The 26,904-nt window shown below is 39.9% G+C and carries 23 protein-coding genes; 1 reads left to right on the top strand and 22 read right to left on the bottom strand.

What is annotated here, in order from left to right:
• Nucleotides 1–252: 252 nt before the first annotated feature.
• From KV696_RS04915 to pbp2b, 18 genes are all read right to left on the bottom strand, one after another.
• A complete protein-coding gene (locus KV696_RS04915; protein WP_219967025.1) occupies nt 253–2,664 on the bottom strand; it encodes a glycoside hydrolase family 95 protein in 2,412 nt (803 codons plus the stop codon).
• A gap of 52 nt (nt 2,665–2,716) precedes the next feature.
• Nucleotides 2,717–3,409, bottom strand: a complete 693-nt coding sequence (locus tag KV696_RS04910) for a phosphoglycerate mutase (protein WP_000240129.1) — start codon at nt 3,407–3,409, stop codon at nt 2,717–2,719.
• A 248-nt stretch (nt 3,410–3,657) separates the two neighbouring features.
• Nucleotides 3,658–4,134, bottom strand: coding sequence for a hypothetical protein (locus KV696_RS04905; RefSeq protein ID WP_219967024.1), 477 nt, complete (start codon nt 4,132–4,134; stop codon nt 3,658–3,660).
• A gap of 13 nt (nt 4,135–4,147) precedes the next feature.
• The gene (locus tag KV696_RS04900; RefSeq protein WP_000837844.1) at nt 4,148–4,528 is read right to left on the bottom strand and encodes a hypothetical protein; all 381 of its coding nucleotides are present in this window, start codon (nt 4,526–4,528) and stop codon (nt 4,148–4,150) included.
• Nucleotides 4,529–4,929: 401 nt separating this feature from the next.
• Nucleotides 4,930–7,722 carry an isoleucine--tRNA ligase gene (gene ileS, locus KV696_RS04895; protein WP_219967023.1) on the bottom strand — a complete coding sequence of 931 codons (2,793 nt, stop codon included), beginning with the start codon at nt 7,720–7,722 and terminating at the stop codon, nt 4,930–4,932.
• Between the two features lie 251 nt (nt 7,723–7,973).
• On the bottom strand, nt 7,974–8,855 hold the full coding sequence (locus KV696_RS04890) for a DivIVA domain-containing protein (protein ID WP_309147682.1): 882 nt from the start codon (nt 8,853–8,855) through the stop codon (nt 7,974–7,976).
• An 8-nt stretch (nt 8,856–8,863) separates the two neighbouring features.
• Nucleotides 8,864–9,649, bottom strand: a complete 786-nt coding sequence (locus tag KV696_RS04885) for a YlmH family RNA-binding protein (protein ID WP_219967022.1) — start codon at nt 9,647–9,649, stop codon at nt 8,864–8,866.
• On the bottom strand, nt 9,646–9,909 hold the full coding sequence (locus tag KV696_RS04880) for a YggT family protein (protein WP_000576512.1): 264 nt from the start codon (nt 9,907–9,909) through the stop codon (nt 9,646–9,648). The genes KV696_RS04885 and KV696_RS04880 overlap by 4 nt, the downstream gene beginning before the upstream one ends.
• On the bottom strand, nt 9,909–10,448 hold the full coding sequence (locus tag KV696_RS04875) for a cell division protein SepF (protein ID WP_049531827.1): 540 nt from the start codon (nt 10,446–10,448) through the stop codon (nt 9,909–9,911). The genes KV696_RS04880 and KV696_RS04875 overlap by 1 nt, the downstream gene beginning before the upstream one ends.
• A gap of 9 nt (nt 10,449–10,457) precedes the next feature.
• Entirely contained in the window at nt 10,458–11,129 is a 672-nt protein-coding gene (locus tag KV696_RS04870; RefSeq protein WP_023943739.1) for a YggS family pyridoxal phosphate-dependent enzyme, read from the bottom strand.
• A 4-nt stretch (nt 11,130–11,133) separates the two neighbouring features.
• Nucleotides 11,134–12,393, bottom strand: coding sequence for a cell division protein FtsZ (gene ftsZ / locus KV696_RS04865; RefSeq protein WP_000144273.1), 1,260 nt, complete (start codon nt 12,391–12,393; stop codon nt 11,134–11,136).
• A 16-nt stretch (nt 12,394–12,409) separates the two neighbouring features.
• Nucleotides 12,410–13,783: a cell division protein FtsA gene (ftsA, locus tag KV696_RS04860; protein WP_000090384.1), complete on the bottom strand. Its 1,374-nt coding sequence runs from the start codon at nt 13,781–13,783 to the stop codon at nt 12,410–12,412.
• A gap of 219 nt (nt 13,784–14,002) precedes the next feature.
• Nucleotides 14,003–14,707, bottom strand: coding sequence for a YwaF family protein (locus KV696_RS04855; RefSeq protein ID WP_219967021.1), 705 nt, complete (start codon nt 14,705–14,707; stop codon nt 14,003–14,005).
• Between the two features lie 90 nt (nt 14,708–14,797).
• Nucleotides 14,798–15,409 carry an NUDIX hydrolase N-terminal domain-containing protein gene (locus KV696_RS04850; protein WP_219967020.1) on the bottom strand — a complete coding sequence of 204 codons (612 nt, stop codon included), beginning with the start codon at nt 15,407–15,409 and terminating at the stop codon, nt 14,798–14,800.
• Nucleotides 15,399–16,769 carry a UDP-N-acetylmuramoyl-tripeptide--D-alanyl-D-alanine ligase gene (locus tag KV696_RS04845; RefSeq protein WP_219967019.1) on the bottom strand — a complete coding sequence of 457 codons (1,371 nt, stop codon included), beginning with the start codon at nt 16,767–16,769 and terminating at the stop codon, nt 15,399–15,401. Before KV696_RS04845 ends, KV696_RS04850 begins: the two co-directional genes overlap by 11 nt.
• 84 nt (nt 16,770–16,853) lie before the next feature.
• Complete coding sequence (locus KV696_RS04840; protein ID WP_219967018.1) at nt 16,854–17,897, bottom strand: D-alanine--D-alanine ligase; 1,044 nt, start codon at nt 17,895–17,897, stop codon at nt 16,854–16,856.
• 175 nt (nt 17,898–18,072) lie between these two features.
• Nucleotides 18,073–18,669 (bottom strand): recombination mediator RecR, encoded by a 597-nt coding sequence (gene recR / locus KV696_RS04835; protein ID WP_033684867.1) that lies wholly within the window; start codon nt 18,667–18,669, stop codon nt 18,073–18,075.
• Between the two features lie 10 nt (nt 18,670–18,679).
• Nucleotides 18,680–20,737, bottom strand: coding sequence for a penicillin-binding protein PBP2B (gene pbp2b / locus KV696_RS04830; protein ID WP_219967017.1), 2,058 nt, complete (start codon nt 20,735–20,737; stop codon nt 18,680–18,682).
• 193 nt (nt 20,738–20,930) lie between these two features.
• On the opposite strand from pbp2b, the gene KV696_RS04825 reads away from it, so the two are divergent.
• Complete coding sequence (locus KV696_RS04825; protein WP_219967016.1) at nt 20,931–21,782, top strand: MurR/RpiR family transcriptional regulator; 852 nt, start codon at nt 20,931–20,933, stop codon at nt 21,780–21,782.
• A gap of 15 nt (nt 21,783–21,797) precedes the next feature.
• Here KV696_RS04825 and KV696_RS04820 read toward each other — a convergent pair whose 3' ends face one another.
• The 4 genes from KV696_RS04820 to nanB form a co-directional block, all read right to left on the bottom strand.
• Entirely contained in the window at nt 21,798–22,682 is an 885-nt protein-coding gene (locus KV696_RS04820) for an ROK family protein (RefSeq protein WP_219967015.1), read from the bottom strand.
• 17 nt (nt 22,683–22,699) lie between these two features.
• Nucleotides 22,700–23,617 (bottom strand): dihydrodipicolinate synthase family protein, encoded by a 918-nt coding sequence (locus KV696_RS04815; RefSeq protein ID WP_001281495.1) that lies wholly within the window; start codon nt 23,615–23,617, stop codon nt 22,700–22,702.
• A 68-nt stretch (nt 23,618–23,685) separates the two neighbouring features.
• On the bottom strand, nt 23,686–24,789 hold the full coding sequence (locus tag KV696_RS04810) for a Gfo/Idh/MocA family protein (RefSeq protein WP_000241736.1): 1,104 nt from the start codon (nt 24,787–24,789) through the stop codon (nt 23,686–23,688).
• 12 nt (nt 24,790–24,801) lie between these two features.
• Nucleotides 24,802–26,895 carry a neuraminidase NanB gene (nanB, locus tag KV696_RS04805; protein ID WP_084950141.1) on the bottom strand — a complete coding sequence of 698 codons (2,094 nt, stop codon included), beginning with the start codon at nt 26,893–26,895 and terminating at the stop codon, nt 24,802–24,804.
• Between the last annotated feature and the right edge of the window lie 9 nt (nt 26,896–26,904).

The following is a 26,904-nucleotide window of genomic DNA, read 5'->3' as shown; positions in this document are numbered from 1 at the left end:
CATATTACCATTATAACGCTTTTTCAACTAGTTGGAAACTGCTTACATTCTCAAATCCTTATTAAAAGGCAGTATCAAATTACTGCCTTCTAATACTCAATGAAAATCAAAGAGCAAACTAGGAAGCTAGCCGCAGGTTGCTCAAAACAGCGTTTTGAGGTTGTGGATAGAACTGACGAAGTCAGTAACCATACCTACGGTAAGGCGACGCTGACGTGGTTTGAAGAGATTTAAGAAGAGTATAACATCTTCTTAAAAATAAAATTGAACCAGATCACCTTCTGCTGTTGCCACCGAAATACAATCTTTCCCCATGCATTTCGCTTTTATTTTTTCTTGATTCATTTTAATCACACTCTTCTCAATACCTGGATAAGAGACTCGCAAATCTCCTCCACTTCTTGATAAAATGGTCAACTGTAAGAGTTTTTTATCCGCCCATCTCATGCTAATTTCAAAATGTCCACGTGCCATTAAGCCTGAAACGGAACCTCTTGACCATGCATCGGGTAGGGCGACTAGAGGTACCAGATAAGCTGAATGAGACTGGAGTAACATTTCTGCCATGCCACTGCTAGCACCAAAATTACCATCTATCTGAAAAGGAGGGTGGCTACACCAAAGATTTGGCAAGGTGGATGACTTTAACTGCTCTGCTAATAATTTATGGGCTCGATTGCCATCTCCCAAACGCGCCCAGAGATTGATCTTATTAGCCTTGGACCAACCTGTGCCCCCATCTCCACGATCATTGAGACTAGCACGCGCGGCTTCAAGATACTCCTGCCCCTTATAGCTAAAGAGATTGCCAGGATAAAGTCCCACTAGATGGGAAACGTGCCGATGCTGGGCCTCCACTTTCTCATTTTGAAAATGTTGCTCTTCCTCCTCATACCACTCCCTGATTCGACCAGATTGAGTGATTTGTAGAGGATTAAGCAAGTCAAACTTCTCCTTGACCTCAGTCAACAAAGTCTCATCCAGTCCCAATTCCTGAGCAGCCTGAATAAAATCATGAAATAACTGCCAAATCAGAGATTGGTCATAGGTATTGCCAATCGAAATCGGCCCATGTTCTGGAGAATAAGACGGAGAAGACACCCAACGCTGCGCCTGCCTATCCTCATGTAAAAAATCATTCCAAAAACGAACCGTTTCCCTCAACATGGGATAAATTTTATCCCTGAGATAGTCTTGGTCCCTATAAAATGAATAGGCTTCATAAACAGTTTGCATCATCCACGCATTGGCAGCTGGAGACCAACCCCAATAGTAATCCCAACCAGGTGCCGTCCAGCCAAAAGGAGTCGCTTGGGTATGGACCAACCAACCATTCTCCTCCCCTTCCTGAGAGACGATTCCTGCATACCTTGCAGCCGCTAGACGACCATAGACACGCAAATCATCGATATAGTTGATGACTGGGAAAGCCGTCTCTAGGAGATTGGTAACATAGGCTGGCCAATAATTCATCTGCAGGTTGATATTCAGGTGATAGTCCGAATTCCAAGGAGGATTGTCGACCGCATTCCAGACTCCTTGCAAGTTAGCTGGTAGAGCATCTGGACAATCTCTGGAAGAACTAATCAATAAATACCGTCCATACTGGAAGAACAGCTCCTCCAAAGCCTGCCCTTCTTGCGGCTTATAATTTTTTAGCAAATCATCCGTAGGGGATGATTCAAAATCAGCTCCCAAATCCAATTGAACACGCTGGAATAAGGCTTGGTAGTCCTCAATATGCCTTGATTTCAATCGGGTATAGCCCTTTTCTTTAGCTATCTCCACCAAGTCTATCACCTGTTGCTCTAAATCTAGTTTCTTGCGATAATTGCTAGCAGGATTTTGGGCAAAATCTGTCTTAGCCGCCAAGAAGAGATTGGCATAACTTGCTCCTGATATCTGGACCTTATCCGACCAGACTCTAATGTCTCCATCTGTTTGCCAAGCTAGATAACTAGCAAACTGCAGGTCATTGTCCTTAACTCTTCCCTTCATCAAGATATGAGAATCAGTAATATCCAACTTACATTCCTTGTAATCAGATTTTTCCTGCTCATACTTTCCATCAGAAGCCAAATCACGGGTCAAGGATAGTTCTATAGTAAAATCTAGAGTTTCCAACCCTTCCTTAGTAAAGAGCTGAACCAAGAGATCATCTGGAAAACTCGCAAAGGCTTCACGTTCAAATCGCGTTCCCTTATAGACATAAGAAGTCGTCGCAAGTGCCTTACTAATATTCAGCTGTCTCTGATAGTCCGCCACCTGAGACAAAGTCTTGCCTTGATTACTAAACTCAATATGAATATCCCCAAAGGACAGATAGGTCCCATATTGACTCGTTTGGGGCCCGACTAGGTGCTGTTCAGCCAGTTCCTTAGCAGTATTGTAGTCTCTCTTCTCCAAAGCCTGCCGAATCTCAGCTAAAAAACCATACTGGTCCTGAAGATTTCCACCCTGATAATCTGAACTATCAGGAAGTGGACCACCAGACCAGAGACTTTTTTCATTAAATTGAATCCGTTCAGCCCCTATAAAGCCAAATACTTTTGCCCCTAAAGAACCATTGCCTATTGGTAAAGCCTCTTCTTCCCAACCCTTATATGTTCTTGATGCTGGTTGCTTGTAGGCCAGTACATAATCTTGTTTTTTATTCCTTATCATACTTCCATACTAACATAAAAAGCCTAGAAATCAATCCTAGGCTTACAATTTTTTATTTTCCAAGGTAGTATTCAGAAACTACATTCAATTTTTCGTCGAATTCGAATACCAATGGTGGGAAGTTAGGGATTTCCACGTCCATGATTTCGTCATCTGACAAACCTTTGATGTGTTTTACAAGGGCACGGATTGAGTTACCGTGAGCTCCTACGAATACGTTTTTACCATCTTTAAGAGCTGGAGCGATTTTATCTTCCCAGAATGGAAGAGCACGTTCCAAAGTCACTTTCAAGTTTTCAGCATCTGGGATTACTGAGTCGTCAAGTGAAGCATAACGACGGTCTGTGTGAGCTGAGTGCTCATCATCACGATCCATGTTTGGAGGCAATACATCGTATGAACGACGCCAGATGTGAACTTGCTCATCACCAAATTGTTCAGCAGCTTCAGCTTTGTTTTTACCAGTCAAACCACCGTAGTGACGTTCGTTCAAGCGCCATGATTTTTCAACTGGAACCCACAATTGGTCAGAAGCTTCAAGAGCCAAGTTCGTTGTTTTGATTGCACGTTTCAATACTGAAGTGTAAGCTTGGTCAAATTCGATACCAGCTTCTTTGATCAATTTACCAGCGTCAATCGCTTGTTGTGTACCTTTTTCAGACAAATCAACATCAGCCCAACCAGTGAAAAGGTTAGCTTTGTTCCATTCAGACTCACCGTGGCGAGCAAAAACCAATTTTACCATTAGATGGATTCTCCTTTAAATTTTCCGAGGTTTTCCCTCGTTTATCTATTCTATTTTACACAATTTTTCACAAAAAAGCTAGTCAAAACCAAAAAGGAAAGGACTGTTTGACAATGTTTGGCAATCACTTTGTTTTTGGTTGTTTCTATTCTATCTTCATTATTTAACCTTTAAAAAACACCCCAATTTCTAACATTTGGGGTGTAATTTAACCAATTATTCTCAATTACTACAAAAAAATTTCTATCTTACTGTAGTTGAGATGTCAAAGTTTTCAACTGTTTTTGCAAATTGTCTCTAAAGTCTTTCAATTGTTGAGACAATTTTGATTTATCATCTTCCTTGAGCTCAGTAGACCCTAGCAAATCATATATTTTTTTCTGCGCATCGAATAATTTTTGAGTTGACTCTTTTAGTTTGGTAAACGACTCATTATTTTCCATAGCTGTGCCTTTGAAACTTTCCTCAGCTTTAGTAAAATAATCATCAAAAATCTTTTTATAAAGATCTATATAATCTGCATAAGTACGTATTGATTCAATCGCATCGTCTGTTACAACCGGTGTATCAAGAGTGATTGTTTCTTTTGAGGTATTAGATGTTGCTACTGTCTTCTCATCATTACTTGTTGAAGTAGTCTTTGAATTTTGTGCTCCACATGCAGTGAGAAGAGAAACAGATAATAGAACTGCTCCTAGACCGATAAACTTTTTTGTTCTTTTCATGCTAAAATACCTTTTATTCTTCTGATTTGAATTTCTTCAATGTTGCAAGGAATAGAGATCCTCCAATAATAGCAAGAATCCCCCCAACCCATCCTAAGAATGGAATGAGACTAACTCCACCTGAAACAATCATTAGTACAGACGGAGCTGCACCTACACGATTATCTCCTTTATAGTAAACAATAGCAATGATACCAAGAACAAGATTTGCAATCTTCAAGGCATTCAAGAGTAAGGCAACACCTGAAACAGCCCCTGCAGTAGCTCCTCCATTAAGAGTTGTAGCAGCTGTATTTACCGCTGTTCCCAACAAGACAAAAGGACCAATCAGAAGTAAAATTCCTCCCACAAGACCGACGATACCACTAATTAAAGCAAGTGTTTTTGATTTCATAATAAAATCTCCTTTTTATTTTTTTTCAAATAAAATTGTATCATATTTGCTAAAAAAAAAAAAAGTATTTTCTGATATTATAAAATAAAAATTTGTATAATATGAAATAAAATATAATACTTTTCAGAAATCAAAAGCAACTATACAAATTTATTATTGTAAAAATGTGACACAATTTACCAATCTTATCCGCGATATCAAATTTGTATTTTATCTTACTGCTGTTAGCTTGCTAAGTTTCTCTTTGATTCTTGTTGAGTATAAAAAATCACACCTCACAAATTTTCAAAATAAATAAAAACGCATCGTATCAGGTGTTGAACGTGATACAATGCGTTTTATAGTCTATAAGATTAGTTGTCTTTTCTTCTCAAATTGAGTTTTCCCTAGACTTTTCAACCTTATTTCTCTTCAAATCCTTCTGCGACTGCGTCTGCAAAGTTTTCTTCTACGATGCTTGCACAGTGGTCACAGATGACTGCGTGGTAGCTACGTTCTGCTGTTGTTGGGTCGATACGACGGCAACGGTCACATACTTCACCTGCAGCGCGTTCAACTGTAAAGGCTACATCTTCGAAGCTAACAGCAGCTTCTGGAGCTGGTCCTTCTGCGATGGTCAAGTCTGACACGATCAAAAGTTGAGCTACATTACTGTTTACTGCTTCAAGTAGAGTTTTCACAACTTCGTTTGGATAAACTGTCAAGTGAGCTTCAAGTGATTTACCGATAACTTTGGCATTACGGGCTTCTTCCAAGGCTTTTTGAGCTTGTCCACGGAAGTCCATGAAGGCAGCCCATGTATCCAAGATTTCTTCTTGGTTAGCAAAAGTTTCTGCTTCTGGCAATTCTGACAATTGAACGAAGTCTTCTACTTCAAACTCAAGATATGACCAGATTTCTTCCGCAGTGTGAGGAAGGATTGGTGTCAAGAGTTTGGTGATTTTCACAAGAATGTCATAGAAGACAGTCTGCATTTGACGGCGTTCCAGTGATTTAGCACCTTCGATATAAACAACGTCTTTAGCAAAATCAAGGTAGAAGGCTGACAAATCAACGTTGATAAAGTTCACCAAGGCCTTGTAGATTGTCAAGAATTCAAAGTTTGCATAAGCAGCACGAATGGTCTTGACAAGCTGGTTAAAGCGAATAGTCATGTACTTATCAACTGAACGAAGTTCTTCGTAAGCTACTGAATCTTGAGCTGGGTTAAAGTCAGAAGTATTGGCAATCAAGAATCGAAGGGTGTTACGGATTTTACGGTAAGTTTCAGAGACTTGGCTCAAGATATCCATAGAAATACGCACGTCATTGCTTGAGTCAACACTTGTTACCCAGAGACGCAAGATTTCAGCACCAAATTGTTTTTCAACATCGCTTGGAGCAATGGTATTTCCAAGAGATTTAGACATCTTCTCACCTTTACCGTCAAGAGCAAAACCTTGTGACAAGATTTGTTTGTAAGGTGCTACGCCATGGTTGGCAACAGATGTGATGAGTGATGAGTTGAACCAACCACGGTACTGGTCAGAACCTTCTAAGTAAAGGTCTGCTGGGTAAGTCAACTCTGGACGATTTACCACAACTCCATTCCATGATGAACCTGAGTCAAACCAAACGTCCATGATATCTGTTTCTTTTTTGAACTCGCCATTTGGTGAACCTGGATGAGTAAATCCTTCTGGCAAGAGATCCTTAGCATCACGTTCCCACCAAATGCTTGAACCATGTTCTTCAAAAAGTTGAGCTACGTGTTCAATAGTTTCAGCTGTCATGATAGCTGTACCATCTTCAGCGTAGAAGATAGGAAGTGGAACACCCCAAGCACGTTGACGAGAGATGACCCAGTCACCACGGTCACGAATCATATTGTAAAGACGGACTTTACCCCATTCTGAGTGGAATTTCACTTTTTCAATTTCATCCAAGATTTCTTGGCGGAATTTAGAAACTGAGGCAAACCATTGTGGTACTGCACGCCAGATGATTGGTTTCTTAGTACGCCAGTCAAATGGGTATGAGTGAGAGATTTCTTCTTGGGCAAGAAGGAGGTTACCAAGTTTCTCGATAACAGTTGGAACTACCTTTTCATAGAATTGACCTTCAAACTCAGGACCAGCATTCTTCATCATGATACCACGTTCGTCAACAGTCACTGCGACTTCAAGACCATTAGCAATACCAACATTGTAGTCGTCCTCACCAAAACCAGGGGCGGTATGGACAATACCTGTACCAGAATCTGTTGTAACGTGGTCACCAAGGATAACCAATTCATCTACAGCTGTATCCCATGGATGTTCTGTTACGATGTGGTTCAATTCTTGACCACGGTAAGTTGCCAAAACTTGAACATCAGACCAACCAAATTTCTCAGACAAGCTAGTCAACAATTCTGCAGCAACCACAAACTTACGAGCTTCACCAGCAGGTTGAACCAAAACGTAATCAATATCTGCACCAACAGTCAAACCACGAGAAGCTGTGATGGTAAATGGAGTAGTTGTCCAGACAACGATATAAGTATCTGTATCTAGAACACCTTTGCCATCTTTTACCTTATTGGCATAATAAAGGGAAGTCGAAACCAAATCATGGTATTCAATTTCTGCTTCAGCAAGGGCTGACTCAGATGACCAAGACCAGTAAACTGGCTTGGCACCACGGTAGATATAACCTTTATTAGCCATCTCACCAAATACACGGATTTGGGCTGCTTCATAGTCAGGAGTCAAAGTCACATATGGATTTTCCCAATCGCCAGAAACACCCAAACGTTTGAAGTCTTCGCGTTGTTTATCTACTTGAGAAAGAGCGTATTCACGGCAAAGTTTCAAGTACTCAACCAAGTCCATTTCTTTACGTTTGACACCTTGTTTTGCCAAAACTTGCTCGATTGGCAGACCATGAGTATCCCAACCTGGGATAAATGGTGCGTAAAAACCTGACATTGATTTTGAACGAACAATGATATCTTTTGAAATCTTGTTCATAGCGTGTCCAACGTGAATATTTCCGTTCGCGTATGGAGGGCCATCATGCAAGGTGAAATGAGGTTTTCCTTGGTTCAATTCTTGACGACGTTGATAAAGTTTTGCATCTTCCCATTCCTTTTGCCAAACTGGCTCTTTGGTCGGAAGGCCTGCACGCATTGGGAAAGCTGTTTTCCCAAGATTAAGGGTATCTTTGAGTTTCATGGTATCTCCTTTATAAATAATAACAAATTAAAAACCACGACTTCCAAAAAGGACGAAAATCGTGGTACCACCTTTATTCGAAAAAAGACTCAGCTTTTTTCCTCTTATCCCGTAACGTGGGGAACGTCAAATCTTACTCCATTCAGACTTGATTGTTTGAGAGGATAATCTTATCAATAGGGATTACAGGGCTCACACCATCTCCTGCTCGCTGGAAATATAAGGATAAGATATTGTTCTCAGATTATTTCTTATAAAATTGTAACGGATTCTTGCGGTGCATCAAATCCTGGTGCTGAATCAAACGTTTCTGTAGCTGGTGTTGGAGCCGAAGGATGTACTGGAGCTACTTCTGGTTCTTCATACATTGGACCAACTGGATGAGCAGGTACTTCTTCAATTTGAGGACTCACTACAGGAGTTGGATTTTCCACTTCCTGTTTAGCCTGAGCTTCAAATTCAGCCAATTCTTTATTGGCTGCCTCAATACGAGCCTGTAACTCTGTCATTTCTTCTTGAGAAAATTGACGTGTCATATCAATTGGTTCTTCCTCAAGTGGAGCTGGAATCGGTTCTCCAAGTACTTCGCTAACCACTTCTTTAAAAGCTTCATCACTGGTTTGAAGATAAGTAGCTGTTGGACGAAGAATATCTTCCCAATCTGAAGATTCAACAATAGCCAACTGACTCTCAATTGTAGATTTGAGACGTTGGTGGAAGACACGACTCTTGTTCTTCAATTCTTCGGTTTCAACAGCAACTTTCTTAGCATTGTCAGCAGCCTGACGAAGAATTTCATTTGCCTTGTATTTTGCTTCTTCCAATAATCGATGTGCATCCTGTTCAGCTTGATGAATAATATTATTTGAACGATCGTGTGCTGTTTGTTTCACTCTCTCAGCTGTATCTTGGGCAATCAATACAGACTGGCTCAACGAATCTTTCATCTCATCAAAGTAAGACAAACGCTCTTCCAAATTTTTAATATGTAAATCCTTATCATGATTAGAACGAACCAAATCTTCATAATCACGAACTACAATATCTAAAAATTCATCTACTTCTTCTGGATCAAAACCTCTAAAGCGTGTGCTAAAGGTTTTATCTTTGATTTCTAACGATGTAATTGGCATATTTTTCCTCACTTACTTAATAACAACTGGACTGTTATTTTTTTCTTCTCTTTTTTAGTTTGTCCCTTATCTTGAAGTAACCTCAAACGCCCAAATTTTCTCACACTAATCAAGTCTCCAACTTGAACAGTATAATCTGATTTGTCTACCATATGATAATTTACTTGGACAAGTTTCTTGTCAATCAACTGGTTTGCTTGATTTCTAGATAGTTTTAAAACATTTGATAAAAGAACATCTAATCTAAAACTAGACACGCATAAATTCAGCTCTCTATACTGTTCTAGCTTATCTATTTTCTCGGTGAAAGGACGTTCCTCCAGCGAAACGGGTATACGGCCAATTTTCTTTAATCCATCTTGAAAGAGAAGAAGAAACTGCTGATTAATCATAATCTGCGCCCGTTCTTCATCTACTAGGATATCTCCAAAAAGTTTCCGTTCAATCCCTAATTGATTGATGACTGTCCCTAAAATCTTAGCATGCGTTAAGTGTTCAAATTTATTGGAATACACTATTTCCTGGAGAGATATTTCAAAATCTGAAAACTCTGGCTGGAAATAATCTGGGTATAATAAAACTCGAACATACTCACTCGAGACGAATTCCCCACTACTGCTACAAGCAAGACCATAGGTTTTGGCCAAAATCTTTAATAGCTTCTCCTGATGAGGATTGATAAAAGGAGTTAAAAAAGGAGCATAGCTATCTTCTACCTTTTTTATCCATTCCATTCCCTTATCAAGAAAGGGACGATCTTCTATGGAGAAATGCTGGTAAATCCCTTTATTCATCCTATCATCGCCAGAAAACGGACTAGGTTTTCTCCTAAAAATCGAATCAAAACAATCGCAACCCAAACAGATAAATCAAGACCTGCTATCTGTAAAGGCAGGCGTTGCAAAGGAGCAAGCACTGGTTTTACCAATGCTACAATCCAACGACCCAAACTTGATTCGTAGGCGCCTGGAAACCAAGACATGACAGCAAAGGCCACCAAAATCAGGGAGTAAATATCCACTGCATTATAAATCATACGAATTAAAAAAATCATTATCGTACTCTATTTCGTCTCATATCAAAATCAAACTCACCCTGTTGATCTTCATCTGGTAAACGAATATCTTCAACATTTACAATAACATTCACTGGTGTCAACAGGTACATGGTAGAAGCTACCTTTTTCAAATTTCCAGCTAGAACATGGCAAGCTCCATCCAGATAATCTAAACAACGACGAGCTTGCACTTCAGTCATATATTGAAAATCAATCAAAATACTTTCGTTTCCTGCTAATAAATCAACAATTTCTATCGCATCTTCATATTTTCTAGGATAACGAACATCAATTGTTACTTTTTCAGTAGAATGCTGATTTTGCTTTGCTAACTCTTGTTGACGTGCATGCAGTCTAGTAATATTATTTTCTTTTGTACCACTTGTGCTTGGTGTTTGATTCGTTGAGAGAGCCTTTTCCTGTGTAGAATTTACTGGAGTTAAAATGGGCTCATCTCGTTTTTCATTAGGGAGACTTAAATCCTCATCCTCCGTAAAATAATCTATAAATCTATCGAATCTATCTTTTAAAGACATGGTTCTCTCCTACTTAAAAAATGCTGTACCTATGCGAACAAAGGTGGAACCGAATTGAATCGCTTCTTTATAATCACGACTCATTCCCATACTTAAGTCGGTCATAGGCATATTTGGAATTTGTTTTTCTTGGATTTCTTTTTGTAAATCTTGGGTCGCCTTGAAAATTTCTTTCAACTGCTCACTGCTAGCCTCAAAAGGTGCCATCGTCATTAATCCAACATATTCAATCTTATCTAGTTTGGCTAACTCTGGCAAGACTTCCAGCAGTTCCTCTCTCGAAAAGCCGTGTTTACTTTCTTCTTTAGAAATATTTACTTGAAGGAAACACTTGATAACTCGGTCACTTCTTTTTTGGATTTCCTCTGCTAGCTTTACTGAATCCAATGCATGGAAATAATCAACGTATTGAATGACATCTTTCACCTTACGTCTTTGTAAGGTACCAATCAAATGCCAAGTCACATCTTGATCTTTTAAAGCTTGATATTTCTCTAGAAACTTATCTACACGATTTTCACCGATATGATGAACCCCTAGCGGAAGCAAGGCTTCCGCTGTCGGTACATCTACATACTTGGTAACTGCAATGACAGAGACTGAGCTACTCTCGCGATGAGCACTCAGACTTGCTTCTGCGACTTCTCGAAAAACACGTTCTGTATTTTCTTTTACATTCATTTACTTAACGATTTTTGAAAAATGGAGGTGTATCCAATTCATCTTCATCTTGTGAATTTGGAATTTCAAAACGTTCTACCGGTGACACTACTGAATCAGTCGGACGAACAATTGTCTCGCGACGTAAATCCCAATCACCAAAAGCAGATCCTTGAGCTTGTTCCGAGCGACGTTGATTTTGTTTTGGCAATTCAGCCGTTTCTGCCATATCAAAATGACGATCAAAGCCATGTGAATGAGCTGGTTTTACTGTCTCACGGTAGTTAGTAGTAGGTCTAGCTTGTGGAGCCACAACCTTTTCTACGCGGTCTTGACGAACACCCGTTGCGACAACTGTTACACGAATTTCATCACGCATACTTTCATCAATTGAAGTACCGAGCCAGATGTTCACTCCTTGACCTGCTGCCTGGTTCACAATTTGTGAAGCCTCTTCTGCCTCAATCAAGGTTAAGTCAAGACCACCAGTTACGTTGACAATCACATCTTCTGCTCCATCAATCGTTGTTTCAAGAAGTGGTGAGTAGATTGCCTTACGAGCTGCTTCTACCACACGTTCTTCTCCACTACCAATACCGATACCCATTAGGGCATTCCCTTTATTTGCCATAACTGTTTTCACATCGGCAAAGTCAAGGTTAATCAATCCTGGATTGGTAATCAAATCGGTAATTCCTTGAACACCTTGACGAAGAACGTTATCTGCTTCGCTAAGAGCCTCCAAAAGCGGTGTCTTCTTATCAACAATTTCAAGCAAGTTGTTGTTTGAAATAATCAATAGAGTATCTACATGCTCACGTAGTTGATTGATTCCTTCTACAGCAAATTGTCCACGTTTGCTTCCTTCAAAACCAAACGGACGTGTTACGACACCAACTGTAAGAGCACCTAAATCTTTGGCGATACGAGCAATAACAGGAGCAGCTCCAGTTCCAGAGCCTCCTCCCATACCAGCAGTGATGAAGACCATATCTGCGCCACTGATAGCTTCCGTCAGTGTTTCTTCGCTTTCTTCAGCAGCTTTACGACCAACCTCAGGTTGACCTCCTGCACCCAAACCACGAGTCAATTTAGGTCCCAACTGAATAACAGTCTCAGCTTTTGTACTACTCAATGCTTGTACATCTGTGTTTGCTGCGATAAATTCTACGCCTGTAACACCTTCGTCGACCATACGGTTGATGGCATTGCCACCACCTCCACCGACACCAATTACTTTAATCACTGCACCTTGAGCAGCAGCTGTATCAAATGAAAATGTCATAATTTATTTTTCCTCTTTATTCGTCAAACATGCTTCCGATCAAGCCACGGAAACGATCTGCTAATTTCGGTTTATTTTGTGAAGCTTGTTGGAAATCCGCCATTGGTTCTGTAGGCGCCACCGGCTCTACTTCTGGAGCAGGGGCTGGTTGAACAGGCGTTGATTGTACAAACTGAGCTGTTTTCTGAATCATTCCCCCAAAACTAAGCGGTTGTTGGAATAATCCTTCATCACCCTTGACTGCTCGTTGAGCCAAGAGATGTACTTCTGTCAATTGTCCCGCGAATTCTGATAGACTAATCACATGCGCAAAGGCTGGATTACGAATTCCAACTTGGTTTGGAACATAAAGCTTGACACGAACACCAAAAACTTCTTGAGCAAGTTCCACAATACCCGGTAAAATAGCGGTTCCACCAATCAAAACAATGCCACCAGGAAGATCCAATAAATGTCTTCTGTCTAAGTCTTGTTTGATTTGTTCAAAAATATGCTTAATACGTGCAGAAATAATTTCTGACAAGTAATTTTCTGTTACTTCAACAGGTTCTACTTCCCCGATCACTTCGACTTGGAATGTTTCTTTACTTGCGAGAGGAGGATAAGCCTCTCCATAGTTTAATTTCAAACCTTCAGCTAGTTTCTGTGATGTCTTCAAGACTTTAGAAATATCCTTAGTTACATAATCTCCGCCTTCTTGGAGAATATTGGTAAACTGGAGTTCTTGGTTACGGATTGTAGCAACAGTCGTTTGACCTGCCCCCATATCAATCACTGTAGCACCAAATTCACGTTCACCTTCATTCAAAATCGATTGAACCATTGCTAGTGGTGAAATAATAATATTTTCAACCTGAACACCTGCACGTTCAACTGTCTTACGTAGGTTATGTAAAATAGTGCGAGGACCTGTATAAAGTAAACCACGCATTTCAAGGCGAACCCCCATCATACCACGTGGATCACGAATCCCTTGAAAACCATCCACAATAAATTCCTCAGGAATGAATGTGATAACTTCACGATCAGGTGTCATACTCTTTGTCAAAGCTGATTTGACAACATTTTCGACATCTTGATCCATAATTTCCTTGGTATCAGATGTTACTGGAATCATTCCTTGAGTTGGTTCTACCTGTAAGAGATTAGCTGGTAAACCAACATTCACTGATTTAATTGAGATGCCTGCTTTTTCTTCTGCTTGGGAAATTGCTGATTTGATAGCAGTTGCTGCTGCATCAATATCAACAATAATTCCATCCTTTACACCTTTACTTTTGGCATTACTCACGCCAATTACATTTAATTCACCATTTCTCTGCTCAGCTACAAGCACCTTGACAGAGCTTGTTCCAATATCTAGACCTGTAAAAAAGCCTTCTCTAGCCATTACATCGCATCCTCTCTATCTTCCAAGTTTCTAACTTCGTAATATTCAATAGCTAAACGTAGGCATAGCTATTCACAGAATATTATAACACAAAAAATCTCATCGTGCTCAGTTTTTTCCTAAATTTACCAGCCAATTTTTTAGTTTTTCTGTTCAGAAATTCATTCACTGTAAACTTTGTCAACAATCTGTCTATTGTACAAAAAAGAAAGCTCATTTCTAAGCTTTCTTTGCAATCATTTTTTCTGCTTCTTGTTCTAAAAATAGTTCCAAAATTTTCTTTGTCAACGTAATCGCCGCTGACAAGGCCAGGGAAACGATTAAATAATTGGCTACTAAGCCGTGATCTCCAACCAATGGCGGTTTGGTCAAGAATCCGTAATCTCCACCTGTTACCAAATTGACCACAAAAATTAAGGCATTTAATGCAAAGGTAATGAGAAAAATTCTTTTCACATCTAGCATTCTCGCATCGTACTGTCTCAAGAGATAAACCAGTGAGTTCCCCAAGAGAGCTAAGTGCCCAAAGATAAAGGACAAAATGGCAATATGTGGGAAAGGATAGGGATCTGGCACTGGATAAACAAAGGCAGCTAATGTCCCAAATGTTCCTAGTAATGCAAAATACTGCCTATATTTAGACTGACCAGGAAGCAAGAGCACCACAAACATAGCCATACGGCAATGGTAAAAGGGTAAACTTTCTGACAGTGGCATATGATTGACCCCATACCAACCATAAAGAAGGATTAACTGAACGGCCTGCAAGATTTGGAAAAATCGTTGGTAAACCTTCTTTTCACGATAACGATAGGCTGTATAGAAGGTCAAGGCCAAGAGTGTAAATATACTGACATACCAATAAAGATCAAACTTGGGTGGCTCTGTTGCTTGGGTCGTAAAGAAAATATCCCATAAATTCATCTAGTATTCCTCATGATTCAAAATTTTCCTGCATTTTATTATACCATGCTATTTGTCAAAAATGAATTTAGAAATACGATAATCATCTTCTTAATCAAGATATTGCTCCCTCTGACCTTGATAAACCTGCCAAAGAATCTCTATTTGCTCCTTGGTAATGCGTTTTTCAGATAAGGCTGGCAGTTGGTCAATGGCAAAAAATTGAAGGTCAGCAATTTCTTGATTTTCTTGGAATTGTCCATCAAGAAGCTTGCATTCAAAAACAAACTTTGCATATTGTTTACTCTGTAGTTGGAAACGATTGGTATCAAAAACAGCTAGTAGTCGTTCAACTTTGGCTTTAAAACCGGTTTCTTCTTCAATTTCCTTGAGAATATTTTCAGTTGGTGAATAACCGACCTCGCCAAAGCCACCTGGCAAAGCCCAATCATTCTCTCCTTGTCCCCTAACCAGACAAATCTTTTCGTCCTCAACAATCCAAGCACGGACGTCCATTAACGGAGTTGCATAAGCGGAAGTTGGCTTCAAAACTTCTGCCACTTCTTCGGCATCAAGGTCTGATGCTTGATTCAACATTTCAGATAACAGACTTCGCAAGTCTTCATAGCGCTCACGGTCGAAAGGATCTTTTGTAAAGGTTAATCCAGTATCTGTAAGGGCAATCATTCTTTGAAGATACTTGGCAAAATCACTAGCATTCATTTTCTAAACTTTCTACCAGCTTAGCTAGATTCATGGAGTTAGAGCCCTTGAGCAAGATTTGATCATTAGCTCCTAGACTTTCCTTGACCTGCTTAACTAGGTCTTCAAATTGGTCTTGGTCTTCTGTTTTCTTGAAGTAGTAAACGTGACCGATTGGGAACATTTGACTGGCAAGTTGGGCCAATTCTGCGATATCTTCTCCATAGAAAATCACGGTATCCAGCACATCTGGCGAAAGACTCAAAATCATCTGGTTATGAAGTTGAACAGACTGGTCACCAAGTTCCTTCATATCCGCCAAGACAGCGATTTTCTTGCCACCTTCGTTGGCTGGAATGGCAGAGAAAGTCTCTAAAATCAGCTTCATAGCTGTTGGATTGGCATTGTAAACATCTGATAGGATATCTGCTCCATTGGCTGCTTTCTTCCACTCGGTACGGTTACGCGTCAATTCAAGATTTTGGAAGGCCTGACGAATCTGCTCCTCTGAAACTCCTTCTTGCAGGGCAATATAGGATGCAATCATAGCATTGGTGGCATTGTACTTACCAGTCACTGGCAAATCAAGGGCTTGTTCCAAGAAATTAGCCTTAAAGGTCAGACTGTCTTTACGCTCAATCAAGTCTGTAATTTCCAACTCAGCTCCTTGCCCAAAACGGACCACCTTTTTATCAGCTGGCAAGTAGTCCTCTACAATCGGATCTGCTGGTGCCAAAAGCAAGGAACCTGAAGGCATGCCGTCTGCAATTTGCATTTTTCCTTTAGCAATCTCTGAACGGTCTTTGAAAAAGGCCAAATGAGCCTCTCCAACCAAGGTTACAATGGCTGTTTTTGGATGAGCCAATTCTGACAAGAGATGAATATCTCCCAAATGATCCTGCCCCATCTCCAAGACCAACTTTTCTGTTCCTTCAGGCATATGGAGAACTGTGTAAGGAAGGCCAATCTCATTATTGTAGTTGCCTTGTGTTTTGTAAGTTTTGTAGGTTGTTGATAGCAAGTGTGCCAACATATCCTTGGTCGTTGTCTTACCATTTGAACCTGTAACTGCAAAGACATCAACAGCTGTTTTTTCAAGATAGTAGGCAGCTAGGGTTTGAAAGGCAGTCAAGACATCATCTACTAAAATATAAGGATGATTTGCAACCTCTTTCTCAGACAGGGTTGCTGCTGCACCATTTTCAAAGGCTGTTTCGATAAAGTCATGACCATCACGCGCACCCTTGAGGGGCACAAATAAATCTCCTGTCGCAATTAAGCGACTGTCAAACTCAGCTTTTTCTAACTGGGTGTCCTCAAAGATACTGACATCATTTTTAGCTCCTACAACTTGAGCCACTTCATGGATTGTTAATTTCATTTCTACTCCTTTAAAAAGGGCTGAAGTCCGAGAACTCTGATCACCTTGCAGTGATGGTTCTGACTTCTACCCTCTCTTTCATTTTTATAGCAAATGTGCTTCGCGCTTGTCAAAACTTTGCTTAGCAAGGTCAACCAAATGCTCGATTAGGTCTGGGTAGCTGATTCCCATATTATCCCAAAGTAGTGGATACATAGACCACTGGGTGAAACCTGGCATGGTATTAAGCTCGTTTAGGAAAATCTCGCCCTTATCTGTATAGAAGAAATCGCAACGAGAAAGACCGAGACCACCAATCGCACGGAAGGCTGTTTCTGCATTTTGACGCATGACAGATATCACATCATCACTGATCTTTGCTGGAATATCCATGGTAATCTTGTTATCGATATACTTGGCATCGTAGTCATAAAAGGCAACATCTTTGACAACTTCTCCTGGCAGCGTGCTTTTGACATCGTAGTTACCCAAGAGGCCAACCTCGATTTCACGAGCATTCACCCCTTGCTCTACCAAGACACGGCTGTCATATTGGAAGGCAAGTTTCAAAGCTTGACGGAGTTCTTCTTGATTTTCAGACTTGGAAATACCGACACTAGAACCCATGTTTGACGGCTTAGTGAAGACTGGATAAGTCAATTTTTCTTCCACTTCAGCAATTTTAGCAGTCACATCGTCCCCTTCAACAATAGCCACATAAGGAACTTGGGCAATGCCAGCAGATTCTAACACACGCTTGGTCGTGATTTTGTCCATGGCAAGACTAGATGACAAGATATTACAGCCGACATAAGGCATTTTCAAAACTTCAAGGAAACCTTGGACAGAGCCATCTTCTCCCATCGGACCGTGAAGAACTGGGAATACCACTGCTCCCTCTTCGTATATAGCACTTGGTACAACTTTCTTATCCCAATCAATGGTCGCATTGGTCATGAGACGATCCTCTTGGCCTGGAGTCTGACTAAATTCCTGCGTTTTGATAAAGTCACCTGACTGACTGATGAAGAAAGTCTTAACTGTGAAACGGTCGTAATTGACCGCACGCATGACACTTTCCGCTGAAAGGACAGAGACTTCGCGTTCCGCACTCCGTCCACCATATAAAAGAATAATCGTTTGTTTCATATTACTTGTCCTAATTCTACTAGAATACTCGCTCTTTAGTATATCATATTTGCTTGGTTTTTTAAAACTTGAACCTGATCCTACTCATCACACTATACAAAAAGAGGCCGATAGGAACGATTTTCAGCCTCCTTGATTTTTTATAAATGAATGGAGTTCGTAAATTTGCCTACACTTACAACTCTGTCCGATTTTCAATGGCTCGTAAGAGGGTCACTTCGTCCGCATACTCGATATCTGCTCCCACAGCGAGGCCTCGTGCCAGGCGCGTAACCTTGATCCCAGCTGGCTTGAGCAAACGTGAAAGATACATGGAAGTCGCTTCCCCATCTGCTGTGGCATTTGTGGCTACGATTACCTCTGAAACTTCACTGTCCATAAGACGAGTCATGAGGCTCTTGAGATTGATATCATCCGGACTGACGCCATTCATAGGAGAAATGAGACCATGCAGGACATGATAGAGTCCATGATATTCTTGGATATTTTCCATGGCTGCCACATCACGACTATCCTCTAGCACCAAAATCGTTGTCTGGTCACGAGTCGGATCGGTACAGATAGAGCAAGGATCGTCGTCTGTCAAACGTCCACAAATAGAACAGTAGGTCAATTCTCTCTTAGCAGAAAGGAGATTTTTTGCAAATTCATTGACATCATCATCAGACATCCCAATCGTATAAAAGGCCAGACGCGTAGCCGTCTTAATCCCGATACCTGGTAACTTGGAATAACTGTCAATCAGCTTGGCAATGGGTGTTGGATAAAGCATAATTTCCTTTCTAGTTCATTGGATGGTATTTTTGATACAGATTGATAATGTCACGCGCAATGGAAGGTCCTACACCATTTGTTAGATTGGTATTATGAGGAAAGACCACTGCAACAGCGATTTGGGGATTATCAGATGGGGCATAGGCCACCGCATTGGTATTGGTTGCTTGCTGACCATCTGCCACATAGCTTTCGGCTGTACCCGTTTTTCCGCTAATGGATACCAAGGCACCATTTGAAAAGGCACGTCCAGTTGTCAATCCACTAGTCCCATGAGCAACCTGATAAAAACCTTGGTGCAAGACACTCATATCGGAATCGGATATATTGACCTTATTCATCTCTGTCGGTTGCAGTTGCTGAATCAAGTCGCCCAGTCCTCCCTTATCATTATTTCCATAAATGCCTTCAACAATACGAGGAGCCACACGAACACCATCATTTGCAATAGTTGCTACATACTGAGCCAATTGCATCGGCGTATAGTTATCAAACTGACCAAAGGCATTGGTAATGTAATTAGCAAAATTATACTCTTTTGGTATAAAACCAGTTGACTCATCTGGAAGGTCAATGCCTGTTGAGGCTCCAAGACCATATTCCGCAAATGTCGAACGAAGTTTCCCCATAGCGGATTCTAAATTGTTAGTTAAAACAAACATATTGGGTTGATAGGTTTGACCCATAATGCCCAAAGCCGTTTGAACCATATAGGCATTAGAAGAATACTCCAAGGCTTCCACCGCTGTAATTGGGAATGAACCGTAGGCCTGAGTGTACCAAGAATTAATTGGAGCTGAACCTTGGAAGACAATCGGTTGGTCTGTCAAGGTTTGATTTCCTGACAAGACTCCATTTTCCCAACCAGAACTGATGGTCGCAGCCTTGACAACCGAACCTGGGACAAAGACATTAGTCACCGTTCCCAAGGAATCAGGTGTTAAATCTCCCGTTTTCAAGTCATGTTTTAGCCCTGACATAGACAAAACTGCACCTGTTTTTGGGTTCAAAGCAACTGCATAAACACCTTCAGAATATCTAGCTCCTCCATTTCCTAACTCAGAATTGAAATAACTCTTAAGAAGATTGTCCACGCTATCTTGAAAGGCCAAATCAATGGTTAGTTTAATATTGTTCCCTTTGGTACCATCTTCGATATTTTCGACACTCTCCATATTGCCATACTTGTCTAGATGGATTTCTTTCACCGAGCGTTTTCCTTGCAAGGTTTCCTCATATTGTTTTTCTAGATAAGAAGTCCCAACACGGTCATTTAAAGAATAACCTTTTTTAAGATAGGAATCTGCTTCTTCAGCTGGGAGACCAGCTTTTTCACTGGAAACACTTCCTACTATAGAAGAAAGGGAAGTCTCTAGAACTTTTCGATCCCATGAAGTTGAAATACTGACACCGGGTAATTGTTTCGAAGCAGAGGCAATCAGAGCAATCTGGGTATCTGTAAGAGCATCTGTCACAATGGTTCCTGTCGCAAAATTTCCAACGGCATTTAACTGACTAAAAAGATAGATTTCTTTCTTTTCATCCTCTGTATAGTTTAGTTGACTCGCTTGGACACTATCGACCGCATTGTTATACAGTTCTGATTCGGATAGACGATTGCCATCTGAATTCAAGCGTTTCTCACTTGGGAGAGCCTCCACTGTTTTTTTATAGATTTCAGGATCAGCCAAATAGTAATCTGCCAACTGGCGTTCTGTCAAATTTGGCGAACTGATGCTCACATATCCCAGTAACTGACTAGCGATTTCTTTTAAATCTTTAGCCGTCATTTTATTACTACGCGTAAAGGAAACAACCTGCTTTAACGTATTTTCTACCAAAGGTTTTCCACTAGCATCATAAATTTCCCCACGGGCAGAACTGGTTGTGACCTTGGTCTGACTAGCTGAGGCTAGCTTTTTTTCGTAAAAATCCTTGTTCAAAACCTGCATATACAACAAACGACCAATAATAGTCATAAAGAGTAAAATGACGATTGAAAACAATAAATTAAGCCGAATCGGAATCGAATGGCTGTTAAATTTTCTCATACAAATCAGTCTCATTTCTAACTTAAAATCTTACTCTTAATTGTACCACAATTTGAGCAGAAAATTATGGAAAAGAAAGAAGCTTTTTTTCGTTTTTACAGTAAGATACGTTTTTATTTATTCATCCCTATATTATATGTTATAATGAATGTAAAAGTTCAATAATCTAGTCTTTTTCCAACACGACTCATTTAAAGGAGCCTTCCCTATGGACAAACCAGATATCGCAACTATCATTGATTCACATTTTGAAGAAATGACAGACCTAGAGCAAGAAATCGCTCGCTATTTTTTACAAGCAGAAACCATTACAGATGATTTATCTTCCCAACAGGTCACTCAAAAATTACATATCTCCCAGGCTGCTCTGACCCGCTTTGCTAAAAAGTGTGGCTTTACAGGTTATCGAGAATTTATTTTCCAATACCAACATCAGGCAGAAAATCAAACCAACCAAGTCTCCAAGCACAGTCCACTGACCAAACGAGTCCTCAGAAGCTATAGCAATATGAGGGAACAAACACAAGACTTGATTGACGAAGTCCAACTAGAACGAATTGCCCAATTAATCGAAGATGCTGAGCGTGTCTACTTCTTCGGAACAGGGAGTTCTGGCCTCGTAGCTCGTGAAATGAAATTACGCTTCATGCGTCTAGGTGTGGTCTGCGAGGCCTTGACCGATCAAGATGGCTTTGCCTGGACAACCAGTATTATGGACGAAAATTGTCTCGTACTTGGTTTCTCACTTTCTGGCACAACACCTTCTATTTTAGATAGTCTATTAGATGCCAAGGAGATGGGGGCGAAGACTGTACTCTTTTCAAGTGTTCCCAATAAAGATAGCCAGACCTATACAGAGACCGTTCTCGTTGCTAGCCACAGCCAACCTTCCTACATCCAACGAATATCCGCTCAACTTCCTATGCTCTTCTTTATTGATTTGATTTATGCCTACTTTTTGGAAATCAATCGCGAAAGCAAGGAAAAAATCTTTAATAGCTACTGGGAAAATAAAAAACTCAACGGCTATCGTAGACAAAAACGCGTCAGAAAATCCTAGTTTGGCTCAGCCAAACTAGGATTGTTTTGTTTTAAAATGATAATAAGCTCCCAACATACCTGCTGTATTTTGATGATGAGCAAATTCTAATCGTGTTTTTTCTGCTAAACTTGGTACCAAAGCCTCTTTCAAGGCTGTGCGGATCTTAGGTTTGAGGATAGCCTCTTGTCCCATAATACCACCACCGAGAATGACTACTTCTGGATTGACAACGTAGCAAATATTTGCCAGACCTTTTCCTAGATAGTCTACCATCCGGTCAATACCAGCCATGCAGATTTTGTTTCCTTCAGTGGCTTCCTTAAAGATACGTCGGCCATTCCACTGATCAACTGGATCTCCATGACCTGCTGCTACATACTCCACCAAGGCTGTTGTAGAAGCCAAATCTTGGAACGCTCCATCCTGCATATGCATATAACCAACTTCACAGGCCGAATTGCTAAATCCATGGAAGACTTTCCCATCCATAATCAAGCAACCACCGATACCGGTTCCAATAGTCAAGCAAAGAGTAACACTCGCTCCCTTGCCTGAACCAGATACTGCCTCAGCAAGACCTGCACAGTTGACATCATTTTCAATCTCACAAGGAATATTAAAGCTAGTCTCGATTTCCTTCTTGAACTGAGTTCCTGCATAGTTGGGAATCTGAGGCCCAGCATAGAAAATCTCACCCTTGTCAGGATCTACCATCCCTGCAGAAGAAATGGCAACACCTGCTACTGGGCCTTTTTCTAAATAGCTGGCTACAATATCTTTGGTCTTTTGTAAGATATGAGGTCCACCCTTATGCGCCTCAGTTAGCATTTCATGCGATTCAACAAGTTGGCCTTCTTGGTCGATCAAACCATATTTGATATTTGTTCCACCGATATCAATTGCAACATAGTGTGTCATAAATACCTCCTTATGGATTAGAGGAAGCGCTCCTTGGTTTCACGAATCAAGGCTGCAGCTGCTTCTACAACTGGACGATCTTCTTCAGTCACTGGTGTCAATGGTGAACGAACAGAACCAATGTTCAATCCTTCATTGATCTTCAAGACTTCCTTAATCACACCATACATATTTCCATGTGCAGCAGTCAATTTGCCAATGATTGCATTTATAGCGTATTGCAATTCACGAGCTGTTTCTAGGTCTTTATCAGCAATCAATTGGTTGAGTTTCAAGAAGAGTTCTGGCATAGCACCATAAGTACCACCGATACCAGCTTTAGCTCCCATGAGACGACCACCTAGGAACTGTTCATCTGGACCATTGAAGACGATATGGTCTTCCCCACCAAGGCTCACAAAAGTTTGGATATCTTGAACTGGCATAGAAGAGTTTTTAACACCGATAACACGTGGATTCTTCAACATTTCTGTGTAAAGGCTTGGAGTCAAAGCAACCCCTGCTAATTGAGGAATGTTATAAATCACGTAGTCTGTATTTGGAGCTGCAGAACTGATATCGTTCCAATATTTAGCAACTGAGTATTCTGGCAAGCGGAAGTAAATTGGTGGAATCGTTGCAATGGCATCTACACCCAAACTTTCTGCATGGCGAGCAAGTTCCATACTGTCTTTAGTATTGTTGCAAGCTACGTGAGCAATGATTGTCAATTTGCCCTTGGCAACTGCCATGACTTCTTCCAAGATTAACTTGCGGTCTTCAACGCTTTGGTAGATACATTCACCAGAAGAACCATTGACATAAAGACCTTGAACACCTTTATCAATGAAGTATTGAACCAAGGCACGCGTACGCTCTGGACTTACTTCTCCTTGATCATCATAACATGCGTAGAAGGCTGGAATGACACCTTCGTATTTTTTTAAATCTGACATAGATTTTCTCCTAACTTATTTCCGAAACGAGGGGAGAAAATAAATTTTTCATCCCCTTTACATTATGTTTATTTTACAATTTCTGACAATTTTACTTTGCGATCTTCAAACATAGACTGGGTACAAGCATCTGCAGTAGCAATTGCTTCTAGAGCAGCTTCACCTGTCAATAGTTTTGCAAATTCTTCTGATACTGGAGCTCCTTGCATAATCTCATGCAGATATCGCATTTCTTTGTCGATCACAGATGATAGCCATAATGGAGTACGTTTACCTGGTTTACCATAAGCAATTGCTCCGTCCATCTCTGTACTATGATAGATGCGAGTACGATCATCATCTTCTTCTTGTGATTCATGAATCAAGAAATAGCTTTCTTGTCCATCTAGCTTAAGAGTTCCTTTACAGTTGAATAAGTCTAAGCGGATAGCACCTTTCGTTCCTTGAATCAAAACATAATGTTCACCCCAACGATAAGCTGAACCCCATTCTAACAAGGCAAAACGTTTATTAGAAAATTCCATATTGACAAAAATCATATCATCTTCATCACCGAAATTTTCACCTTCATGGGCTACATTTCCACCTGTCATGGTTACAGTTTCTGGCATACCACCCATAAGGAATTGCACGCAATCCAATTCATGAATATGGTGATACAAGTGACCACCTGATTTTTCACGAATTTTTTTCCATGATACTGACGGTTGTTGTTCTTCCCAACCATTACGAGCTGTGTGACAATATAGAACGTCTCCGATGACTCCTTGATTAATGAGTTCTTTTGCATGATGGACACCATTAAAGAAGTTCATAATATGTCCTGCCATAAAGGTTACATTATTTTCTTTACATGCATCTACCATCTCGCGACAATCTTGATAAGAAAGCGCAATTGGTTTTTCACAGAAAACATTTTTGCCATGTTGTGCAGCCTTAATAACCGGTTCCTTATGAAGATTATTTGGAGTTGCGACGATAACACAATCTACTTCATCGCTAGAAACCAACTCATCTAGGGAACTTGCTACTTTTGCTCCCAATTCTTCTGCAATAGCCTCTGCATTATCTGGATCATAGAGAAGAGTAATCTCTGCTCCATCATTCTTTTGCATATAACGAGCCAACTCAGCTCCAAAATATCCTGTTCCAACAACACCGTATTTAACCATGTTTTTTCTCCTTTATTTTGTTAAATCATTAATTTCCAAATCTATATACTGAACTACATTGCTTAAATGCAATTCATTTCTTGACCATGAATCATATTTTTCAAACAATACACCTATGTGATGATTTGGCAATTCTGTAATCGCAGAATAAGCATAACCATACGAAGGCAAATCAATGTCATAGTGGTATTTCCAATCGATACTATCATCTTCTTTATTGACTAAACCGACAACTAATTGACCTCCCTTACGGCCATTTCTAGAATTTGGTGTACTCAAAATGACTGCTTCTTTTCCATCAACTAATTGAGAGTATCTAATTGCAGATACTTGTGTACCATATGAAGTTTGTTGAATTCCATCGATATACGAAACTTCTGACCATGTTTCTCCAGAATCTCTACTAGTCATATAGGCAATCTTACCTGTAGTAGTTCTAAAGAATGTTCTAATAACACCATCTCTCATTTCAACCATTTGCGCTTCTGCTGTCGCATTCTTGAACGGAATTGAAGCTGAGGATTTCTTCCATGTTTGACCACTATCATCAGAAATGAGATAAGTTAGTTCGCCACTAGTATATGTTGCAAAAATTAATCTATTACTTGATTTTAATGCTAAACCTTGTCCGGGACATAAGTAAGTTCCATTATGTTTTTCTCCTAAGAACGGAGGCAATAACTTAAATTGTTCCCAACTCTCTCCTCTATTCTGACTAGTTGTCATTGCTATATAATTAGTAGGAGTCACTTTAAATAACGAATCTTTGTAGAAAACATTCATAGGAACCTGTTTTCCATTATGCCTTTCTCTTAAAGAGCCACTATCAAAATCAACCGAATATTGTTCAACTGTTAAAGACTTTCCTCCCTCTAAAACTTCATACTTATCATTTATAGTATAATTTGTAGGTTTATTAGTTGTTTCATCATAAACGACACCATTTTCTCTGACTGTATAACGGAAATCATTATCTCCATCCTTCTTTAGTTTTAAATAATAATGACCGTTTATTTCTTTAAAACCTGAATCAGCTTTATTTGCATTATTATTTCCGATACCAGCAGGCATAACATCAGCTAATAATATCGTTTTCCCAGATTTTTTATCTTCAACAATGGATGAATCTATAAATGAAGCACTTCCACTAATTTGACTATTCTTTAATTTATTATCTCGTGGCCAGTAAACTAACTGCTCCTCATAGTCATTAAACTTCATAGCAAAAGTTGGCTCACTCCACGTTTTCCCATTATCATCACTATAAGAAGTCGCGATATTAATCTTACTTTTAGAATCATGAGTCCCACCATAACGTGCATCAATACTTGATAGAACTCTTCCACTACTTAATGTATATAATGTCGGTATTCTAAAATAGTTTGCTTGAGTAGAATCTCCTGATTGGAAAATTAACTGAAATGGATTTGACAAGGGAATAGTTGAAACTTCCTGATCACTAATTGCTTTATTAAATAGACTGATTTCATCAATACTTCCTCTTGCAAGATAATGATCCTTGCCTTCACGATTAACAGCTCCTAGTGTTGCCTTATCTATACCATTTATATTTGAAATCGGCAAAAATGTATCAACTGTTTCAGAGAACACTTCTATACCATTAACATACATTGTGTATGTCTTATCTTTAGAATCAGATACAAATACGAGTGTATTTTCAACTGCCTGTCCTTTATGCTTTCCCCATAATGAAGCTGGTCTAGAAAATAAATAATTTATTCCCTTTTGGGCGTCTCTTATTTCTACACCTATCTCACCAGAATCTCTCATGAAAATTGAAAAGTAATTATTTTTAAAGCCTGCTTTACTATTAGATAGACCAAACAAAGCTTGAAGCGAGTTTGGTTTATCTGCTTTAAATTTCATTACTACTGTCTGACTCTCTCCAGATAATTTATCTAATAACAAAGGGCTGATATCTATACTCTTATTGTTCAGTTGATATGAACCTCCTTGAAAAATAGGAGATATAGACAGTTGACCATAGTTTAATTCATTCGCATGAATCAAAGTGGGTACTCCCATTAAAAGACTAATTCCTACAACAGAAATTCCTAGTTTTGAATAAAGACCTCTCTTATTCATTTTTTCCTT

Origin of the sequence: Streptococcus humanilactis (assembly GCF_019448275.1) — a bacterium.
In the GTDB taxonomy this organism is placed as follows: domain Bacteria; phylum Bacillota; class Bacilli; order Lactobacillales; family Streptococcaceae; genus Streptococcus; species Streptococcus humanilactis.
This window is presented reverse-complemented; position numbering and strand designations above follow the sequence as displayed.

What these genes read in the sequence shown, in the direction of transcription:
- KV696_RS04915 (WP_219967025.1), bottom strand. Translation starts at nt 2,664, where the DNA reads ATGATAAGGAATAAAAAACAAGATTATGTACTGGCCTACAAGCAACCA.
- KV696_RS04910 (WP_000240129.1), bottom strand. Translation starts at nt 3,409, where the DNA reads ATGGTAAAATTGGTTTTTGCTCGCCACGGTGAGTCTGAATGGAACAAA.
- KV696_RS04905 (WP_219967024.1), bottom strand. Translation starts at nt 4,134, where the DNA reads ATGAAAAGAACAAAAAAGTTTATCGGTCTAGGAGCAGTTCTATTATCT.
- KV696_RS04900 (WP_000837844.1), bottom strand. Translation starts at nt 4,528, where the DNA reads ATGAAATCAAAAACACTTGCTTTAATTAGTGGTATCGTCGGTCTTGTG.
- ileS (WP_219967023.1), bottom strand. Translation starts at nt 7,722, where the DNA reads ATGAAACTCAAAGATACCCTTAATCTTGGGAAAACAGCTTTCCCAATG.
- KV696_RS04890 (WP_309147682.1), bottom strand. Translation starts at nt 8,855, where the DNA reads ATGCCAATTACATCGTTAGAAATCAAAGATAAAACCTTTAGCACACGC.
- KV696_RS04885 (WP_219967022.1), bottom strand. Translation starts at nt 9,649, where the DNA reads ATGAATAAAGGGATTTACCAGCATTTCTCCATAGAAGATCGTCCCTTT.
- KV696_RS04880 (WP_000576512.1), bottom strand. Translation starts at nt 9,909, where the DNA reads ATGATTTTTTTAATTCGTATGATTTATAATGCAGTGGATATTTACTCC.
- KV696_RS04875 (WP_049531827.1), bottom strand. Translation starts at nt 10,448, where the DNA reads ATGTCTTTAAAAGATAGATTCGATAGATTTATAGATTATTTTACGGAG.
- KV696_RS04870 (WP_023943739.1), bottom strand. Translation starts at nt 11,129, where the DNA reads ATGAATGTAAAAGAAAATACAGAACGTGTTTTTCGAGAAGTCGCAGAA.
- ftsZ (WP_000144273.1), bottom strand. Translation starts at nt 12,393, where the DNA reads ATGACATTTTCATTTGATACAGCTGCTGCTCAAGGTGCAGTGATTAAA.
- ftsA (WP_000090384.1), bottom strand. Translation starts at nt 13,783, where the DNA reads ATGGCTAGAGAAGGCTTTTTTACAGGTCTAGATATTGGAACAAGCTCT.
- KV696_RS04855 (WP_219967021.1), bottom strand. Translation starts at nt 14,707, where the DNA reads ATGAATTTATGGGATATTTTCTTTACGACCCAAGCAACAGAGCCACCC.
- KV696_RS04850 (WP_219967020.1), bottom strand. Translation starts at nt 15,409, where the DNA reads ATGAATGCTAGTGATTTTGCCAAGTATCTTCAAAGAATGATTGCCCTT.
- KV696_RS04845 (WP_219967019.1), bottom strand. Translation starts at nt 16,769, where the DNA reads ATGAAATTAACAATCCATGAAGTGGCTCAAGTTGTAGGAGCTAAAAAT.
- KV696_RS04840 (WP_219967018.1), bottom strand. Translation starts at nt 17,897, where the DNA reads ATGAAACAAACGATTATTCTTTTATATGGTGGACGGAGTGCGGAACGC.
- recR (WP_033684867.1), bottom strand. Translation starts at nt 18,669, where the DNA reads ATGCTTTATCCAACACCCATTGCCAAGCTGATTGACAGTTATTCCAAG.
- pbp2b (WP_219967017.1), bottom strand. Translation starts at nt 20,737, where the DNA reads ATGAGACTGATTTGTATGAGAAAATTTAACAGCCATTCGATTCCGATT.
- KV696_RS04825 (WP_219967016.1), top strand. Translation starts at nt 20,931, where the DNA reads ATGGACAAACCAGATATCGCAACTATCATTGATTCACATTTTGAAGAA.
- KV696_RS04820 (WP_219967015.1), bottom strand. Translation starts at nt 22,682, where the DNA reads ATGACACACTATGTTGCAATTGATATCGGTGGAACAAATATCAAATAT.
- KV696_RS04815 (WP_001281495.1), bottom strand. Translation starts at nt 23,617, where the DNA reads ATGTCAGATTTAAAAAAATACGAAGGTGTCATTCCAGCCTTCTACGCA.
- KV696_RS04810 (WP_000241736.1), bottom strand. Translation starts at nt 24,789, where the DNA reads ATGGTTAAATACGGTGTTGTTGGAACAGGATATTTTGGAGCTGAGTTG.
- nanB (WP_084950141.1), bottom strand. Translation starts at nt 26,895, where the DNA reads ATGAATAAGAGAGGTCTTTATTCAAAACTAGGAATTTCTGTTGTAGGA.